Genomic DNA, 16,551 nt, shown 5'->3' with positions numbered 1-16,551 from the left:
GGCGCGTATTTATTACGCTGTGCGCCCGCCACGTCCTTGGCTAAACTGCCACATTCCTTGTCGAGAAACTGCCCATCATGCTTCGTCTACTGTTCTGGATTGCCGTCATTGCTGCCGCGGTATGGTTCTGGCGCAAATTCAAAAGCCCCGCAGCCAGACAGCAACGGGCCGGCGAACCCGATGCAGCCTTGATGGTGCGTTGCGCTCACTGCGGCGTGCACTTGCCAAAGGATCGCGCGTTGAGCACCGGACAGATGTGGTACTGCACCCAGGCGCATCTGGAGCAAGGCCCCAAGTCTATCCAGCGTTGATCCGACCTGCTGGGGAGTAAGGCGCTGGGTCAATGATCGGCGTGCGCTTGAGCAGCAAGTCGGCAAACAACTGACAGGACGCCGGCGCCAACACCAGGCCATTGCGGTAATGCCCGCAATTGAGCCACAGCCCCTTGAAGCCTGGTACTTCGCCGATGTAGGGAATCCCTTCCGGCGAACCAGGCCGCAAACCCGCCCAATGGCCTACCACTTCAGCCTCCGCCAGGGCTGGAATCAGCTCTACGGCAGAGGCCCTCAGGCTTTCCAACGCCGACTCGGTTGGGGTTTTATCGAAACCTTCATGCTCCAGGGTGCTGCCTATCAGGATATGCCCGTCACGCCGAGGAATCGCATAACGCCCCTTGGCCAGCACCATGCGCGATAAAAAGTCAGGCGCGCACTTGTACAAAATCATCTGGCCCTTAACCGGCTCCACAGGCAGCGACAGGCCCAGCTTGCCGAGCAACTCCCCGCTCCAGGCGCCGGCCGCAAGCACGACCTGCTCACCGAAAATCGGCCCTGCGGCCGTGTTCACGCCCACTACCTTGTCGCCTTCCAGCACAAACCCTTCGACTTCGCACTGCTCGTGTATCGTCACCCCAGGCAACGCCGACAACGCGGCCCTGAGCGATTTGATCAAGCGCGGGTTACGCACATTGGCCACGTTCGCCATGTAGATCGCCTGGGAGTAGCCGCCACCCAGCACCGGGACCGCATCATGGGCAGCCGACACATCCACCTTGCTCAATGGCCGCCCCTCACGCGCGGCCCAGGCCAAGGCTTCGGCTTCATCTTCCAAGTCCAACCAGTACAGCCCCGTGGTGTGAACCTGCGGGTCGACCCCGGTATCAGCAAACAAGCGCTCAGCCAGCTGTGGATAAAAATCCTGGGACCAATGGGCCAACGCCGTGACCGCCGGGCTGTAGCGCCACGGATACAATGGCGAAACAATACCGCCGCCCGCCCAGGAAGATTCCTGCCCAAGCCCCGCTCGCTCCAACAGGACGACCGCCCGGCCCTGGGTAGCCAGGTTGAACGCCGTCAACAAGCCGATTACTCCACCACCGACAATCACCACTTGCTGCTTAGCCATCATTTGATCCAGCCGATAAAAAGGGAAAAGCGCGCCCGGCGCCCAATCGAACACTCTCATCATTGCCCCCAGCACGTCGTACGCGACATGTCAGGTGCTGCGCCCGGATTACTGCGCACGCCGGTACTGGTCAGGCTGAATTCGCCGCAACGATCACCCGCCATGACTGAGTCGACGACCGGCGTGGCTAGCAGGCTGAACGCCTGAGGGTTCAATGCCACGCTGATTCTATAGCGATCATTGCCGGCACTGATGCCGTTTGCGTCAATAAAAGTGCCGTTCCTCGTGTAATAGCGTTCCAGATGCTGGGCCTGTTCAGTCAACAGCGCGACAATTTCCGCGCGATAAACCTTTTGGACATGGCCGGTATACCCGGGGTAGGCGATACCAGCCAGCAACGCGATGATCGCCACCGCGATCAACAACTCAATCAGGGTAAAACCTCGGCTATCCATGCCCATGACACCATTCCTCAGTAAAGTTGCCGCCACAACACTCGCTGAAACCGCGCCCCACTGCCTTCGCCGACCCGCGCATACACCACCTCCAGCACAGTGCGTGATTGACCGCTGAGCCCTACAGCCGTGACCCGATACAGCATTGCCGGGGTTTCGGGCGGCAGATGAACCAGCCCCACAGCTGGGCCGAGGGATTGAATAGCGTAAAGGCCACCCGTCATGGCAACCCAGGTCACTGCGGACACGGGATGAAGCCCAGCACCAGTTACCGAAGACGCCTCGCCTGGCGGTGCACAGGTCACGAGTGACGTGCATGTTGGCCACGCACCACCTGCCCGCCGCAGGGCTGTCTCCCCCAGCCGAAGGCCGCTTTCAGCACTTTGCAGCGACTGATTGCGATGCCAGAAGCTGCCGGCGATCTTCTGCTGGGACACGGCCCCCTGCATCGAAGACAAGCCGACCAGGGATAACAACAGCAGGAATACCAGGCTGATCAACAGCACCATGCCCGCCTGGCGAAGATCGACACGCTTATCAAGCCCCATGAGCGCCCTACCCCAACCGGTTACGCAGTGCGGCAACGACGCTCCAGGTTTGAGCCTTCACGCGCTCCGTCGGGTCGTGCAGCGTGAGGAGAATGCGGACACTGAGGATCAATGAAGCATCGAGCGGGCTGGACTCATACCGCACCACGCGTGTCGAACCCGGTCGGTCCGCCATGCCAAAACTGATATCGAACGCCTGCACGCCATCCACCAGCACCGCCTTGGCCGGGGATGCTGGCGTACTGACTTTCATCTGGCCCGACTCAAAGGTGTAGGTGACCTGGCGTATGCCAAACCGAATCTGCCCCGGTGCAGCGGGCGGTGGCGTGCCCGAATAGGCCTGGGCGGAACCGGAGCAGTCGGACAACACCGTCCAGTCCGGCTTCCCGCTGCCTTCACCAATATCCGCCGTAACCAGCGTCAGGGACCTTGAGCTGCCCGCCCCTGCCCAACTGATCGGCCGCTCAAAGGCCTGCGGCGCATTCTCGATAAAGCCCGCATCCAGGCAACCAAACATGCCCGCCAGGCGAATGTCCTGAATCAATTTGCCGAGCGCAAATCGCGCATCGTCTTGCATCAGCATGGCTGACTGCTGAGTGGCCTGGGTCGATCGAGCGCTGATTGCGACCTGGCTGACGCCAAGTACCAGCATCAACCCGACCGCCAATGCCAACAACAACTCCAGCAGGCTGAACCCACGTACCGCGCGGTTCATGGCCCCACCTGCGGCTCGCTGGCGATGCGACTGGTCAGGGTGAAGGTTTCCCTCGCGCCACCGCTGTTTGCGCCACGGCCATCGTCCCAACTGATGCTGACGATCACCTCATTGCCGCGCATGACCACCGAACCTTGGCCGCTCTCACCAGCAAAACCGACGATATTGGCTTCGAAGTCGTGCAAGTCCAAGTCACGCACACTCGCCCCGGCAGTGACGGAAGGGGCACGTTCGGCCAGCCCCCACGAATAGTCGGCGCCCGAGTTGGCGCGAAGACGGTCGAGCATGTCGTAGGCGATAAAGCTGGCCTGGCTGGTCATTCGCGCGCTGTCGGTGTACTTGAGCGCGTTGAGCTGGACCACCGCTGCGCCGAGCAGGCCAACGGCGAGTATCAACACCGCCACCAACACCTCGATCAGCGTCATGCCAGTTTGGTGCTCGGGTGCAGCAGGGGTTAGAAAAACGTCAGGGCAAGCAAGCATTACCGTCGTCATCCATGTCGAAGGCCGGGGAAAGCAGGAAAAACCTGCTGTGCGGCCAAAGACTAGCGGCGGTTTTTCGACCGTGCTGCACCCGGAACATAGGGAAATACTTTGGACATAAAAGCCATCATTCAACGCCCCCTTCAGGGCGCTATACCTAAGCCTGCCATCTGATTATCTACCGCGTCCAAGGAGGGACGGCATATGACACAACGCGGCTTTACCCTGATCGAGCTGCTACTCGGGCTGATCATAAGTGGCGTCCTGGCTCACCTGGCCGTGCCAAGTTTCAAGGGGTTGCTTGAGTCACAGCAGCGGCACAGCGCAGCGCAATCCTTGGCCGGCGGCATGCGCTACGCCCGCACCGAAGCCATCGCACGCAACCGAGCGGTGATCATTCATGCGATGGACGACGACTGGAGTCGAGGGTGGCGGGTGATCGTGGACGTGAGCGGGCGCGGGCACCTGGACAACAAAAACCCCGTATTACTGGAACGCCAGGACAGTGGACGCGTACCGATCGTGGGCAACGGGCCCGTCAAGCACCAAGTACGCTTCAGCGGGTTGGGCGAGCCTGTGTTTGCAGGCGGGGGATTCCGTGCCGGCACCGTCCATGTGTGTGCGACGGATCAGGCACAGAGCCTGTTCCAGGTGGTACTGGCGCCCAGCGGACGCATCAGCCTGCGCAGCGATAAAACCGAGCAGGCCTTGTGCCGGGGCTACGCCGCCACCCTGGGGCTCAGAGCAGCGAGCGAACCCGCAGCTCCTTGGGCATGGAGAAAGTGATGTTCTCTTCACGTCCGGCGAGCTCATCGGCCCCCGTGGCCCCCCAGGCCTGCAACTGCTGGATCACACCACGCACCAGGACTTCCGGCGCCGAAGCCCCCGCCGTGATGCCGATCCGCTCGACACCGTCGAACCAACTGCGCTGCATATCTTCGGCACCATCGATCAGGTACGCCGGGGTCGCCATCCGCTCGGCCAGCTCACGCAGCCGATTGGAGTTGGAGCTGTTGGGGCTGCCAACGACCAACACCACGTCGCACTCATCAGCCAATTGCTTGACCGCATCCTGGCGGTTTTGCGTGGCGTAGCAGATGTCATCCTTGCGTGGACCGCCAATCGCCGGGAAACGTGTGCGCAGGGCATCGATCACGCGACTGGTGTCGTCCATGGACAAGGTGGTCTGGGTCACGAAGGCCAAGCGTTCAGGGTTATGCACCTGCAAGCTGGCGACGTCCTTTTCGTCCTCCACCAGGTAGATCGCACCACCATTGCTGCCGTCGTATTGGCCCATGGTGCCTTCGACTTCCGGATGGCCAGCATGGCCGATCAGGATGCACTCACGGCCGTCGCGGCTGTAGCGCGCAACTTCGATGTGAACCTTGGTCACCAGCGGGCAGGTGGCATCGAAGACTTTCAGGCCACGCCCGGCAGCTTCAGTACGCACCGCCTGGGAGACCCCGTGGGCGCTGAAGATGACGATGACGTCGTCCGGCACCTGGTCCAGCTCTTCGACAAAGATCGCGCCGCGAGCGCGCAGGTCTTCGACCACGAATTTGTTGTGGACCACTTCATGGCGTACGTAAATCGGCGGTCCGAAGACTTCCAGGGCGCGATTGACGATTTCGATCGCCCGGTCCACGCCAGCGCAGAAGCCACGGGGGTTGGCGAGTTTGATTTGCATGCGGTGCCTCGTGTCTTGCGGCTATTTTGGGTCAGGCGTGACGCTGACCCAAACGACAATGAAGATCATAGGTGGGAGGGGGCTTGCCCCCGATGGCGGTGGGTCAGTAGACAAACCTCTGACTGAACCACCGCTATCGGGGGCAAGCCCCCCTCCCACACAAGCCCACTCCACACATGATTGTGTGTCGTTGATCAGATTGCTTTAACGTCGATGATTTCAACGTCGAACGTCAAGGTTTTACCGGCCAACGGGTGATTGAAGTCGATGGTTACCTGCGCATCATCGAAAGCCTTGACCACACCAGGCAACTCGGTGTTCGCCGCATCGTTGAAGATCACCAGCAGGCCTTCCGACAGCTCCATATCCTGGAACTGCGAACGCGGGATGATCTGCACGTTTTGCGGGTTTGGCTGGCCAAAGGCGTTTTCCGGCAGGATCTGCAGGTTGCGCTTGTCGCCGGCCTTGAAACCGAACAGGGCCGCTTCGAAACCCGGCAGCAGGTTGCCATCACCCACCTTGAAGGTCGCCGGGGCTTTGTCGAACGTGCTGTCGACCGTGTCGCCATTCTCCAGGCGCAGTGCGAAATGCAAAGTGACTTCCGTGTTCTGGCCGATACGTTGTTCAGCCAATACCTGATCAGTCATTGACGGTCTCTCCGGTTTTCTTACTCTTGAACATATCCAGCGCCAGCATGATTGCACCGACGGTGATGGCGCTGTCGGCAAAGTTGAACGCCGGGAAGTACCAGCGGTTCTGCCAGTGCACCAGAATGAAGTCGATCACATGGCCCAGGGCAATGCGGTCGTACAAGTTGCCCAGCGCACCGCCCAGCACCAGGGCCAAGGCGATCGCCAGCCAGGTGTCATCGCGGCCCAGGCGCTTGAGCCAGACCACCAGCACCGCACTGACCACCACGGCAATCAGGGCGAACAGCCAGCGCTGCCAGCCACCGCTGTCAGCGAGGAAACTGAAGGCGGCGCCGGTGTTGTAGGCCAGGGTCCAGCTGAAGTAATCCGGAATTACCACGATCTGCTGGAACATCTCCAGGGAACCCTCGAAATGAGCCTTGCTGACCTGGTCGATGACCAGTACCAGCACGCTCAGTACGAGCCAGCCCAGGCGTCCGAAACGATCCGCTGCATCAGGCATAGTGGCGAACCTCGCCAGCACCGCTGATGTTGTCGACGCAACGACCGCAGATTTCCGGATGCTCGGGGTTTACGCCAACGTCTTCACGACAGTGCCAGCAACGGGCGCACTTAGGGAACGCCGACTTGACCACTTTGAGCTTGAGGCCCGGTACTTCGGTGGCCACGGCATCCGCTGGAGCCTGGGCAAAGGGTGCCAGGCTGGCGGTGGACGTGATCAACACGAAGCGCAGTTCGTTGCTCAGCTTGGCCAGGTCGGCGGTCAGGCTTTCCTCGGCAAACAGGGTGACTTCGGCCTGCAGGTTGCCACCGACGGCCTTGGCCGCACGCTGGACTTCCAGTTCCTTGTTCACCGCGACCTTGACGGCCATCACGCCTTCCCAGTACTCGCGACCCAGCTCGAAGTCGGCCGGCAGTTCGGTCAGGCCTTCATACCAGGTGTTGAGCATCACGGACTCGTTACGCTCGCCCGGCAGGTACTCCCACAGTTCGTCGGCGGTGAAGGCCAGGATCGGTGCGATCCAGCGCACCAGCGCTTCGCTGATGTGGTACAGCGCGGTCTGCGCCGAACGGCGCGCCTTGCTGTTGGCGCCGGTGGTGTACTGGCGGTCCTTGATGATATCGAGGTAGAAACCACCCAGTTCCTGCACACAGAAATTGTGGATCTTCGAGTACACGTTCCAGAAGCGGTATTCGCCGTAGTGCTCCTGCAGCTCGCGCTGCAGCAACAGGGTACGGTCCACGGCCCAACGGTCCAGGGCGAGCATGTCCTCGGCCGGCAGGATGTCGGTGGCCGGGTTGAAACCGGTCAGGTTCGACAGCATGAAGCGTGCGGTATTGCGGATACGACGGTAGGCATCGGCGCTGCGGGCCAGGATCTGGTCCGACACGGCGATCTCGCCCGAGTAATCGGTCGAGGCTACCCACAGACGCATGATGTCGGCACCCAAGGTGTCGTTGATCTTTTTCGGTTCGATCACATTCTTCAGCGACTTGGACATCTTGCGGCCCGTCTCGTCGACGGTGAAACCGTGGGTCAGCAGTTCGCGGTACGGGGCGTGGTCGTCGATGGCGCAACCCGTCAGCAACGAGGAGTGGAACCAGCCACGATGCTGGTCCGAGCCTTCCAGGTAGAGGTCCGCACGTGGGCCGTTCTCGTGGCCCATCGGGTGCGAGCCGCGCAATACGTGCCAGTGGGTGGTACCGGAGTCGAACCACACGTCGAGGGTGTCGCTGATCTTGTCGTACAGCGGCGCTTCGTCACCCAGCAGCTCGGCGGCATCCAGCTTGAACCAGGCTTCGATGCCTTCCTGTTCAACGCGTTGAGCCACGGTTTCCATCAGTTCGACGGTGCGAGGGTGCAGTTCGCCGCTTTCCTTGTTCAGGAAGAACGGGATCGGCACACCCCAGTTGCGCTGGCGGGAGATGCACCAGTCTGGACGATTGGCGATCATCGAGTGCAGGCGCGCCTGGCCCCAGGCCGGGACGAACTTGGTGTCTTCGATGGCTTTGAGCGAGCGCACACGCAGGGTGTCGCCGCTGGCGGGCTCTTTGTCCATGCCGATGAACCACTGCGCGGTGGCGCGGTAGATCAGCGGGGTCTTGTGGCGCCAGCAGTGCATATAGCTGTGCTGGATAGTCGCGGTTTGCATGAGTGCGCCGACTTCGCGCAGCTTGTCGATGATCGCCTGGTCGGCCTTGAAGATGAACTGGCCACCGAAGAACTCCAGCGAAGGCGCATATACGCCATTGCTTTGCACCGGGTTGATGATGTCATCGTTCACCAGGCCGTACTTCTTGCAGATGACGAAGTCGTCCACGCCATAGGCAGGCGAGCAGTGAACCACGCCGGTACCGGAACCCAGCTCGACGTAGTCAGCCAGGTACACCGGCGACAGGCGGTCGTAGAACGGATGACGGAAGTTGATCAGTTCCAGCGCAGAGCCGGTCGTGGTAGCAATCACCGAGCCTTGCAGCTCGTAGCGGGCCAGGCAGGCCTCGACCATTTCTTCAGCCAGCACCAGCAGGCGATCACCAACGTCCACCAGGGCGTAGGTGAACTCCGGGTGCACGTTCAGCGCCTGGTTGGCCGGAATGGTCCACGGGGTGGTGGTCCAGATCACGATGGCGGCAGGCTTGGCCAGGCTCGACAGGCCGAAGGCCTCGGCGAGCTTGACGTCGTCGGCAACCGGGAAGGCCACGTCGATGGTCGAGGACTTCTTGTCTTCGTACTCGACTTCCGCTTCAGCCAGGGCCGAACCGCAGTCAAAGCACCAGTTCACGGGCTTGAGACCCTTGAACACGAAACCGCCCTTGACGATTTCGGCCAAGGCGCGGATTTCACCGGCCTCGTTCTTGAAGTTCATGGTCTTGTACGGGTTGTCCCAATCGCCCAGCACGCCCAGGCGGATGAATTCGGACTTCTGCCCTTCGATCTGCTCGGTGGCGTAGGCGCGGCACAGCTCGCGGGTCTTGTCGGCGCCCAGGTTCTTGCCGTAGGTCACTTCGACTTTGTGTTCGATCGGCAGGCCATGGCAGTCCCAACCCGGAACATAAGGCGCGTCGAAACCCGAAAGGGTTTTCGAACGGATGATCATGTCCTTGAGAATCTTGTTCAGCGCATGACCGATGTGAATCGTGCCGTTGGCGTAAGGAGGGCCGTCGTGCAGAACGAATTTCGGACGATCCTTGCCAATTTCGCGCAACTTTCCGTACAGGCCAATACTGTCCCAGCGCTGCAGGATCTGCGGTTCGCGCTGTGGCAGGCCGGCCTTCATTGGGAAGGCGGTGTCCGGAAGGTTTAGCGTGGCTTTATAGTCGGTCATTTAAGGCTCTTCGGTTAGCGATGGGCGCTAGGTGCGGCTAGTGCACGGGCGGCGGCGACATCCGCATTGATCGCCGTTTTCAACGCCTCCAGGGAGGCGAAACGCTGCTCTTCACGCAGCTTCTGGTGGAAAACCACCGTCAAACGCCGGTCATACAGATCACCGGCAAAATCCAAAAGGTGAACTTCCAGGTGGGCCTTGCCATCACCTGCAACCGTGGGCCTGACACCTATATTGGCGACTCCCGGCCACGATTGGCCGTCGATATCGACGCTCACCAGGTAAACCCCGGTCAGCGGCACACGACGGCGCTTGAGTTGCACGTTGGCAGTTGGCGTACCCAGTTGGCGCGCCAGCTTCTGGCCGTGCAATACCCGCCCGGCAATACGGAACGGGCGACCGAGCAGACGCTCGGCCAAGGCGAAGTCGGCAGCGGCCAGGGCATTACGCACCTGGGTGCTGCTCACGCGCAGGCCGTCCAGTTCGACGGTTTGCGCGGCTTCGACGGTAAACCCCTGGGTGACACCGGCGTGTTGCAGGAAATCGAAATCGCCGACCCGGTCACAACCGAAACGGAAGTCGTCGCCGACCTCCAAATGCTGTACGCCCAGGCCATCGACCAGGATACGGTCGACAAACTCAGCGGCGCTGAGGCTCTGCAAACGCTGGTTGAAGGCCAGGCAGAGGACGCGGTCCACACCTTCGTCGGCCAGCAGTTGCAGCTTGTCCCGAAGGCGGGCCAGACGGGCCGGTGCCGTTTCCGGGGTAAAGTATTCCCGCGGCTGCGGCTCAAAAATCACCACGCAGCTGGGCACGCCCAACTCGACTGCACGCTCGCGCAGCCTTGCCAGGATAGCCTGGTGGCCACGGTGAACACCGTCAAAGTTGCCAATAGTGGCGACGCAGCCCCGATGCTGGGGGCGCAGGTTGTGGAGACCTCGAACCAGCTGCATAACGCGCTTCTTGCTCATAAAGTGGTCGATTATAACCACACCCGGCCCCGGATCACAGGCAACAGCGCAGGCCAAATGGGTCGAATCGATAAAACAATCGTTTTATCACGGCAAAGTCTCTATCCCAGCGACTTGCGATTGAAATCCCGCAGGCGGAAGCCCTGCAGCAGCAACATCCCGAAGTACACCACCACACCGGCGACGACAAGTACGCCAAGGCGCACGAAGCGCTCCAACATATGGCCTTGATCCCAGGCGGGCATGATGTGCATCAGCCCGAGCAGCACGGCCGACATCATCGCCACCGCTACCAGCAACTTGAGCGCAAACATCCCCCAGCCCGGCTGCGGTTGGAACATCTGCTGCTTACGCAGTTGATAAAACAGCAGGCCCGCATTGATACAGGCACCGGCGCTGATCGCCAAGGCAAGACCGGCGTGGGCCAGCGGGCCGATGAATACCAGGTTGAGCAGCTGCGTGACGATCAGCGTGAAGATTGCAATCTTCACCGGCGTGCGGATGTTTTGCTGGGCGTAGAAACCCGGCGCCAGCACTTTGATCACGATAATGCCGAGCAGGCCGACGGAGTAGGCAATCAACGCATGCTGGGTCATCAGGGCGTCGTGTGCATCGAATTGCCCGTACTGGAACAGCGACACCGTCAGCGGCTCAGCCAGGATTCCCAGCGCCAGGGAGCACGGCAACACCAGGACGAAACACAGGCGCAGCCCCCAGTCGAGAATGCGCGAGTACTCCTGGCGATCCTTGCTGGCGTAGGTACGCGCCAGGGTCGGCAGCAAAATCGTGCCCAGGGCAACGCCAAGCACGCCGGACGGCAGTTCCATCAGACGATCGGCGTAGTACATCCACGACACCGAGCCGGAGACCAGCAGCGAGGCAAACGCGGTGTTGATGATCAGGGAAATCTGACTGACCGACACACCGAGGATCGCCGGCAACATGTTGCGCATTACGCGCCAGACGCCTGTGTCCTTGAGGTTCAGGCGCGGCAGGACGAGCATGCCGATCTTTTTCAGGTGCGGCAGTTGGTACAGCAATTGCGCCAGCCCGCCTGCCAGGACCGCCCAGCCCAGGGCCATGACCGGCGGATCGAAGTACGGCGTAAGGAACAGCGCGAAGATAATCATGCTGACGTTCAGCAGGGTCGGCACGAAGGCCGGCACCGAGAAACGATTCCAGGTATTGAGGATCGCCCCGGCCAGGGAGGATAGGGAGATCAGCAATATATAAGGAAAGGTCACGCGCAACAGATCAGTGGTCAGCGCGAATTTTTCCGGGGTGTTGGCAAAACCGGGCGCCGTCGCCCAGATCACCCAGGGGGCGGCGAGCATGCCGGCGATGGTCACCAGCATCAATACCAGGGTGAGCAGGCCCGAGACGTAGGCAATAAAGGTACGGGTCGCCTCTTCGCCCTGCTGGGTCTTGTATTCAGCCAGGATCGGCACGAACGCCTGGGAAAATGCGCCCTCGGCGAAGATTCGCCGCAGCAGGTTGGGCAGCTTAAACGCTATAAAGAAGGCATCCGTGGCCATGCTGGCGCCAAAAATGCGCGCCAGCAGGGTGTCACGCACAAACCCCAAAACCCGGGAGATCATCGTGATAGAGCTGACGGCGGCCAACGATTTGAGCAGATTCATTGAAAGAGTTTGCGCCTATAGATAAAGAGCAGGCGAACTAAGCGCCTACATATGCGATACTGCGCGCCTGCAACAGCACAGAGCCAAAGCTCGCGAGTTTACAGGTCAAGCGCCGGAAATAAATCACCCGCCTCTTCAGATCGACCACTCAGCAGTTCGCATCAGCCGCCCTTGACAACCCATCAAGTCATCGGCATGATTCGCGGCCTATTTTGTTTGCTATTTCCTAAAAAGTCTTTCGAGGAGCTCGACGGTGGCCAACACACCTTCCGCCAAAAAACGTGCAAAACAGGCTGAGAAGCGTCGCAGCCACAACGCCAGCCTGCGTTCCATGGTTCGTACCTACATCAAGAATGTAGTTAAAGCCATCGACACCAAAGACGCTGAAAAAGCCCAAGCTGCTTACGTTCTGGCAGTGCCGGTTATCGACCGTATGGCCGATAAAGGCATCATCCACAAGAACAAGGCCGCTCGTCATAAGAGCCGCCTGAATGGCCACATCAAGGCTCTGAGCGTTGCTGCAGCAGCCTAAGTGGTAAGAACTGCCACGTAACCCCGGTTGCGTAACAGTTAAGAAATGCCCCGTACCGAAAGGTCCGGGGCATTTTTGTTTGTGCCTGAAAAGTCCTGGCCGTGATCTGTGGCAAGCCCGCTCGCCAAAAAAACGGGGAATTCTGGGCAAAAAAACGCCCCGAACCAGTCGGGGCATTTTTGCTACCACCTGATCAGTGCATCAATCAGTGGTGGTGACCGCCTTCACCGTGGACGTGGCCGTGAGCCACTTCTTCCTGGGAAGCGTCGCGGATGGCGACGATCTTCACTTGGAAGTTCAGGCGCTGGCCTGCCAGGGGGTGGTTGCCGTCGACAGTCACATCGTCGCCGTCCAGATCACGGATGGTGACGATCTGCATTTGGCCGTCCGGCGCGGAAGCGTGGAACTGCATGCCCACTTCCAACTCGTCGACGCCTTCGAACATGCTGCGGCTCAGGGTGCTGACCAGTTCGGCGGAGTATTCGCCGTAGGCATCTTCAGGCTCTACGGCCACGGTCAGTTCATCACCAACCTGTTTGCCTTCCAGCGCCTTTTCCAGGCCCGGGATGATATTACCTGCGCCTTGCAGGTAGACCAGCGGCGCGCCGCCGGCTGAGCTGTCGATGACCTCACCAGCGTCGTTGGTCAGGGTATAGTCGATGGAGACAGCCTTGTTAGCGGCGATCGTCATGGGGCGAGACCTTTTGCATAAGAATGAAGAACGGACAAGTCTAAACAAGGATTTGCCCGAAAGCGAACAGAACCCGGACGGACGGGACCGATCAACGGCCTCGTTCATCACCGGATTCCACCAGGACGACGACCTGCACTGGGTTGCCGAGCTGTCCTGTGGACACACCCAGCACCTGCGCCACCAGCCGCCCTGGCAGTCTCGTGTCTGGGTGCTGGAGCCCACGCAACGCCTTGAAAAAATAGGCCAGCCCTTTGCCTGCGGCTGGTGTGCGCAGGAGCGCGAATAACGATAACCTTGGCGCCTGATTCCCGGTAGGCACTCAACCATAGAGCGCCACCGAAGCCATGCACCTCCAGAGAATTCGCATGCAGACTTTTTTTATCGCGCCCACCGATTTTGGTGTGGGTCTGACCTCCATCAGCCTCGGGCTGGTGCGTACCCTTGAGCGGGCCGGGCTGAAAGTCGGGTTCTTCAAGCCGATTGCCCAGCCGCACCCCGGCGATACCGGCCCCGAGCGTTCCACCGAACTGGTGGCCCGCACCCACGGCCTGAAACCGCCCCAACCTCTCGGCCTGGCCCACGTAGAGCGCATGCTCGGCGATGGCCAGCTCGACGAGTTGCTTGAAGAAATCATCACCCTTTACCAACAGGCTGCCGTGGGCAAGGACGTGCTGATCGTCGAAGGCATGGTGCCGACCCGCAGCGCCAGCTACGCGGCCCGGGTCAACCTGCACCTGGCCAAGAGCCTGGATGCGGAGGTGATCCTGGTTTCCGCTCCGGAAAATGAAGTACTCACCGAACTCTCCGGCCGCGTGGAATTGCAGGCCCAGTTGTTCGGTGGCCCGAAAGACCCGAAAGTCCTCGGCGTGATCCTGAATAAGGTGCGCACCGACGAAAGCATGGAGGCCTTCTCGGCCCGCCTGAAAGAACATTCGCCGTTATTGCGCAGCGGCGATTTCCGCCTGCTGGGCTGCATCCCCTACCAGCCGGAACTCAACGCGCCGCGCACCCGCGACGTGGCCGACCTGATGGGCGCGCAAATCCTCAATGCCGGCGACTACGAAACCCGGCGCATGACCAAGATCATCATCTGCGCGCGCACCATGCGTAACACCGTGGAGCTGCTCAAGCCCGGGGTACTGGTGGTAACCCCCGGCGACCGTGACGACATCATCCTCGCCGTCAGCCTGGCCGCGATCAACGGCGTGCCCCTGGCCGGCCTGCTGCTGACCAGCGATACCCTGCCCGACCCGCGCATCATGGATCTGTGCCGCGGCGCGTTCCAGGCTGGGCTGCCGGTTTTGTCGGTGAGTACCGGTTCCTACGAAACCGCCAACCTGCTCAACAACCTCAACAAGGAAATCCCCATCGATGACCGCGAGCGCGCGGAGATCATCACCGATTTCGTCGCCAGCCACCTCGATGCGCGCTGGCTGCACCAGCGTTGCGGCACGCCACGGGAGATGCGCCTGTCGCCGGCGGTGTTCCGCTACCAACTGATCCAACGCGCCCAGGCGGCCAACAAACGCATTGTGCTGCCCGAGGGCAGCGAGCCATTGACCGTCCAAGCCGCCGCCATCTGCCAGGCCCGGGGCATCGCCCGCTGTGTGCTGCTGGCCAAGCCGGCTGACGTGGAAGCGGTCGCCCGCGCCCAAGGCATTGAATTGCCCGAAGGCCTGGAGATTCTCGATCCGGACCTGATCCGCCAACGCTATGTCGAGCCGATGGTGGCGTTGCGCAAGAGCAAAAGCCTCAACGCACCGATGGCCGAGCAGCAACTGGAAGACACCGTGGTAATCGCCACCATGATGCTGGCCCTGGACGAAGTGGACGGCCTGGTTTCCGGGGTTATCCACTCCACCGCCAACACTATTCGCCCGGCCCTGCAACTGATCAAGACCGCGCCGGGCTGCACCTTGGTGTCGTCAGTGTTCTTCATGCTGTTCCCCGAACAAGTGCTGGTGTACGGCGACTGCGTGATGAACCCGCACCCAAGCGCTGCCGAGCTGGCGGAAATCGCCCTGCAAAGCGCTGAATCGGCGGCCGCGTTCGGTATCACCCCGCGGGTGGCGATGATCAGCTATTCCAGCGGTGACTCGGCCAGCGGCGAAGAAGTGGAAAAAGTCCGCGAAGCCACCCTGCTCGCCCACGAACAGCAAAGCTCGCTGCTGATCGACGGCCCGTTGCAATACGACGCCGCCGCCAACGAAAACGTCGCCCGGCAACTGGCGCCCGACAGCCTGGTAGCCGGCAAGGCCACCGTGTTCGTATTCCCCGACCTGAACACCGGCAACACCACCCACAAGGCGGTACAACGCAGCGCCGATTGCGTCAGCCTGGGGCCGATGCTCCAAGGCCTGCGCAAGCCGGTGAATGACCTGCCGCGCGGCGCCCAAGTGGATGACATCGTGTACACCATCGCCCTGACGGCGATTCAAGCCGCCAACCGACCTATGGATATCTAAATGCTGGATTTTCTACCTGCCGCCGCGCGCGGGGTGATCGCTTCGCTGTTGTTGGCGCTGAATACGATCCTGTTGTGTTCGTTCCTGTTTGTCGTCGCGCTGTTCAAGGCGCTGCCGTTCGCCAAGCGCTTCAGTGAGTGGCTGATGAACCACACCCATGAAGCCTGGGTCACCAACAACAAGGGTTGGATGAACCTGGTGCGCCGCACCCGTTGGCACCTTAAAGGCCTTGAAGGCCTGGACTACCAGCACTCGTACCTGGTGACCAGCAACCACCAGAGCTGGGTCGACATCATGGTGCTGCAATACGTGCTCAATCGACGGATTCGCCCGCTCAAGTTTTTCCTCAAGCAGGAACTGATCTGGGTGCCGGTGATTGGCCTGGCGTGGTGGGCGCTGGGTTTTCCTTTCATGAAGCGCTACACCAAGGCCTACCTGGAAAAACACCCGGAGAAGAAAGGCAAAGACCTGGAAACCACCCGCAAGACCTGCGCGAAGTTTCGTGACAACCCGGTAGGTATTTTCAACTTTGCCGAAGGCACGCGCTTTACGCCGGGCAAGCACGCGCAGCAGAACTCGCCGTTTCGCTACCTGCTCAAGCCAAAGGCTGGTGGTATCGCATTTGTCCTGGATGCCATGGGTGAACAGTTGAAGTCACTGGTCAACGTGACCATCCACTATCCCGCCGGACGCCCAGGATATTGGGACTTGCTGTGCGGGAATGTGCAGGACGTGGTGGTGCAGTTTGAAGAGGTGCCGATTCCGGCCGAGTTCATTGGCAAGAATTATGAGCAGGATGGGGAATACAGGACGGCGTTCCAGGGTTGGATCAACACGCTATGGGAAGACAAGGATGCGCTGCTGGACAGGCTCCACACCGAATACCCAGACAAACATTGATCAAAATGTGGGAGGGGGCTTGCCCCCGATGGCAGTGTGTCAGTCAGTACATGCTTTACTGACCCACCGCTATCGGGGGCAA

18 protein-coding genes are annotated in these 16,551 nt (G+C 60.7%); 6 read left to right on the top strand and 12 right to left on the bottom strand.

The window, feature by feature from the left end; translation table 11 throughout:
• The first annotated feature begins 77 nt into the window (after nt 1-77).
• Complete coding sequence (locus AB7933_RS05685; RefSeq protein WP_024073339.1) at nt 78-311, top strand: PP0621 family protein; 234 nt, start codon at nt 78-80, stop codon at nt 309-311.
• On the opposite strand, the gene thiO is transcribed toward AB7933_RS05685, so the two are convergent.
• Genes thiO through pilV form a run of 5 tightly spaced genes read right to left on the bottom strand, consistent with a single transcriptional unit; the run spans nt 298 to nt 3,604 of the window.
• The gene (thiO, locus tag AB7933_RS05680; protein ID WP_041161094.1) at nt 298-1,407 is read right to left on the bottom strand and encodes a glycine oxidase ThiO; all 1,110 of its coding nucleotides are present in this window, start codon (nt 1,405-1,407) and stop codon (nt 298-300) included. The two genes, AB7933_RS05685 and thiO, sit on opposite strands and share 14 nt — an antisense overlap.
• Before the next feature lie 56 nt (nt 1,408-1,463).
• Nucleotides 1,464-1,865, bottom strand: a complete 402-nt coding sequence (locus AB7933_RS05675; protein WP_024073337.1) for a type IV pilin protein — start codon at nt 1,863-1,865, stop codon at nt 1,464-1,466.
• 11 nt (nt 1,866-1,876) lie between these two features.
• A complete protein-coding gene (locus tag AB7933_RS05670) occupies nt 1,877-2,407 on the bottom strand; it encodes a pilus assembly PilX family protein (protein WP_024073336.1) in 531 nt (176 codons plus the stop codon).
• Between the two features lie 7 nt (nt 2,408-2,414).
• Nucleotides 2,415-3,122 (bottom strand): PilW family protein, encoded by a 708-nt coding sequence (locus AB7933_RS05665; RefSeq protein ID WP_024073335.1) that lies wholly within the window; start codon nt 3,120-3,122, stop codon nt 2,415-2,417.
• Complete coding sequence (gene pilV / locus AB7933_RS05660; RefSeq protein ID WP_041160836.1) at nt 3,119-3,604, bottom strand: type IV pilus modification protein PilV; 486 nt, start codon at nt 3,602-3,604, stop codon at nt 3,119-3,121. Before pilV ends, AB7933_RS05665 begins: the two co-directional genes overlap by 4 nt.
• 204 nt (nt 3,605-3,808) lie before the next feature.
• On the opposite strand from pilV, the gene AB7933_RS05655 reads away from it, so the two are divergent.
• Entirely contained in the window at nt 3,809-4,390 is a 582-nt protein-coding gene (locus AB7933_RS05655; protein ID WP_024073333.1) for a GspH/FimT family pseudopilin, read from the top strand.
• On the opposite strand, the gene ispH is transcribed toward AB7933_RS05655, so the two are convergent.
• From ispH to murJ, 6 genes are all read right to left on the bottom strand, one after another.
• A complete protein-coding gene (gene ispH, locus AB7933_RS05650) occupies nt 4,344-5,291 on the bottom strand; it encodes a 4-hydroxy-3-methylbut-2-enyl diphosphate reductase (RefSeq protein WP_024073332.1) in 948 nt (315 codons plus the stop codon). The genes AB7933_RS05655 and ispH overlap by 47 nt on opposite strands.
• Nucleotides 5,292-5,485: 194 nt before the next feature.
• Complete coding sequence (gene fkpB, locus AB7933_RS05645) at nt 5,486-5,923, bottom strand: FKBP-type peptidyl-prolyl cis-trans isomerase (RefSeq protein ID WP_172831370.1); 438 nt, start codon at nt 5,921-5,923, stop codon at nt 5,486-5,488.
• 7 nt (nt 5,924-5,930) lie between these two features.
• Nucleotides 5,931-6,443, bottom strand: coding sequence for a signal peptidase II (lspA, locus tag AB7933_RS05640; protein WP_024073330.1), 513 nt, complete (start codon nt 6,441-6,443; stop codon nt 5,931-5,933).
• Complete coding sequence (gene ileS / locus AB7933_RS05635; RefSeq protein ID WP_024073329.1) at nt 6,436-9,267, bottom strand: isoleucine--tRNA ligase; 2,832 nt, start codon at nt 9,265-9,267, stop codon at nt 6,436-6,438. The genes lspA and ileS overlap by 8 nt, the downstream gene beginning before the upstream one ends.
• A gap of 14 nt (nt 9,268-9,281) precedes the next feature.
• The gene (gene ribF, locus AB7933_RS05630; protein ID WP_024073328.1) at nt 9,282-10,220 is read right to left on the bottom strand and encodes a bifunctional riboflavin kinase/FAD synthetase; all 939 of its coding nucleotides are present in this window, start codon (nt 10,218-10,220) and stop codon (nt 9,282-9,284) included.
• A 119-nt stretch (nt 10,221-10,339) separates the two neighbouring features.
• Nucleotides 10,340-11,878 (bottom strand): murein biosynthesis integral membrane protein MurJ, encoded by a 1,539-nt coding sequence (gene murJ, locus AB7933_RS05625; RefSeq protein ID WP_024073327.1) that lies wholly within the window; start codon nt 11,876-11,878, stop codon nt 10,340-10,342.
• A gap of 253 nt (nt 11,879-12,131) precedes the next feature.
• Here murJ and rpsT point away from each other — a divergent pair, with 253 nt between their 5' ends.
• Nucleotides 12,132-12,410 carry a 30S ribosomal protein S20 gene (gene rpsT, locus AB7933_RS05620; RefSeq protein WP_016976313.1) on the top strand — a complete coding sequence of 93 codons (279 nt, stop codon included), beginning with the start codon at nt 12,132-12,134 and terminating at the stop codon, nt 12,408-12,410.
• Between the two features lie 205 nt (nt 12,411-12,615).
• Here the strand turns inward: rpsT and AB7933_RS05615 are convergent, their stop codons facing one another.
• Nucleotides 12,616-13,101, bottom strand: a complete 486-nt coding sequence (locus tag AB7933_RS05615; RefSeq protein WP_012722137.1) for an FKBP-type peptidyl-prolyl cis-trans isomerase — start codon at nt 13,099-13,101, stop codon at nt 12,616-12,618.
• Between AB7933_RS05615 and AB7933_RS05610 the strand changes: the two genes are divergently transcribed.
• From AB7933_RS05610 to AB7933_RS05600, 3 genes are all read left to right on the top strand, one after another.
• Nucleotides 13,100-13,390: a DUF3565 domain-containing protein gene (locus tag AB7933_RS05610; protein ID WP_024073326.1), complete on the top strand. Its 291-nt coding sequence runs from the start codon at nt 13,100-13,102 to the stop codon at nt 13,388-13,390. The genes AB7933_RS05615 and AB7933_RS05610 overlap by 2 nt on opposite strands.
• 79 nt (nt 13,391-13,469) lie before the next feature.
• A complete protein-coding gene (gene pta / locus AB7933_RS05605) occupies nt 13,470-15,569 on the top strand; it encodes a phosphate acetyltransferase (protein WP_024073325.1) in 2,100 nt (699 codons plus the stop codon).
• Nucleotides 15,570-16,469, top strand: a complete 900-nt coding sequence (locus AB7933_RS05600) for an acyltransferase (protein WP_024073324.1) — start codon at nt 15,570-15,572, stop codon at nt 16,467-16,469. It abuts the gene before it with no gap.
• Nucleotides 16,470-16,551 lie beyond the last annotated feature (82 nt).

The sequence above is a fragment of the Pseudomonas gorinensis genome, from assembly GCF_042015035.1.
GTDB classification, from domain to species: Bacteria; Pseudomonadota; Gammaproteobacteria; order Pseudomonadales; family Pseudomonadaceae; genus Aquipseudomonas; species Aquipseudomonas gorinensis.
This window is presented reverse-complemented; position numbering and strand designations above follow the sequence as displayed.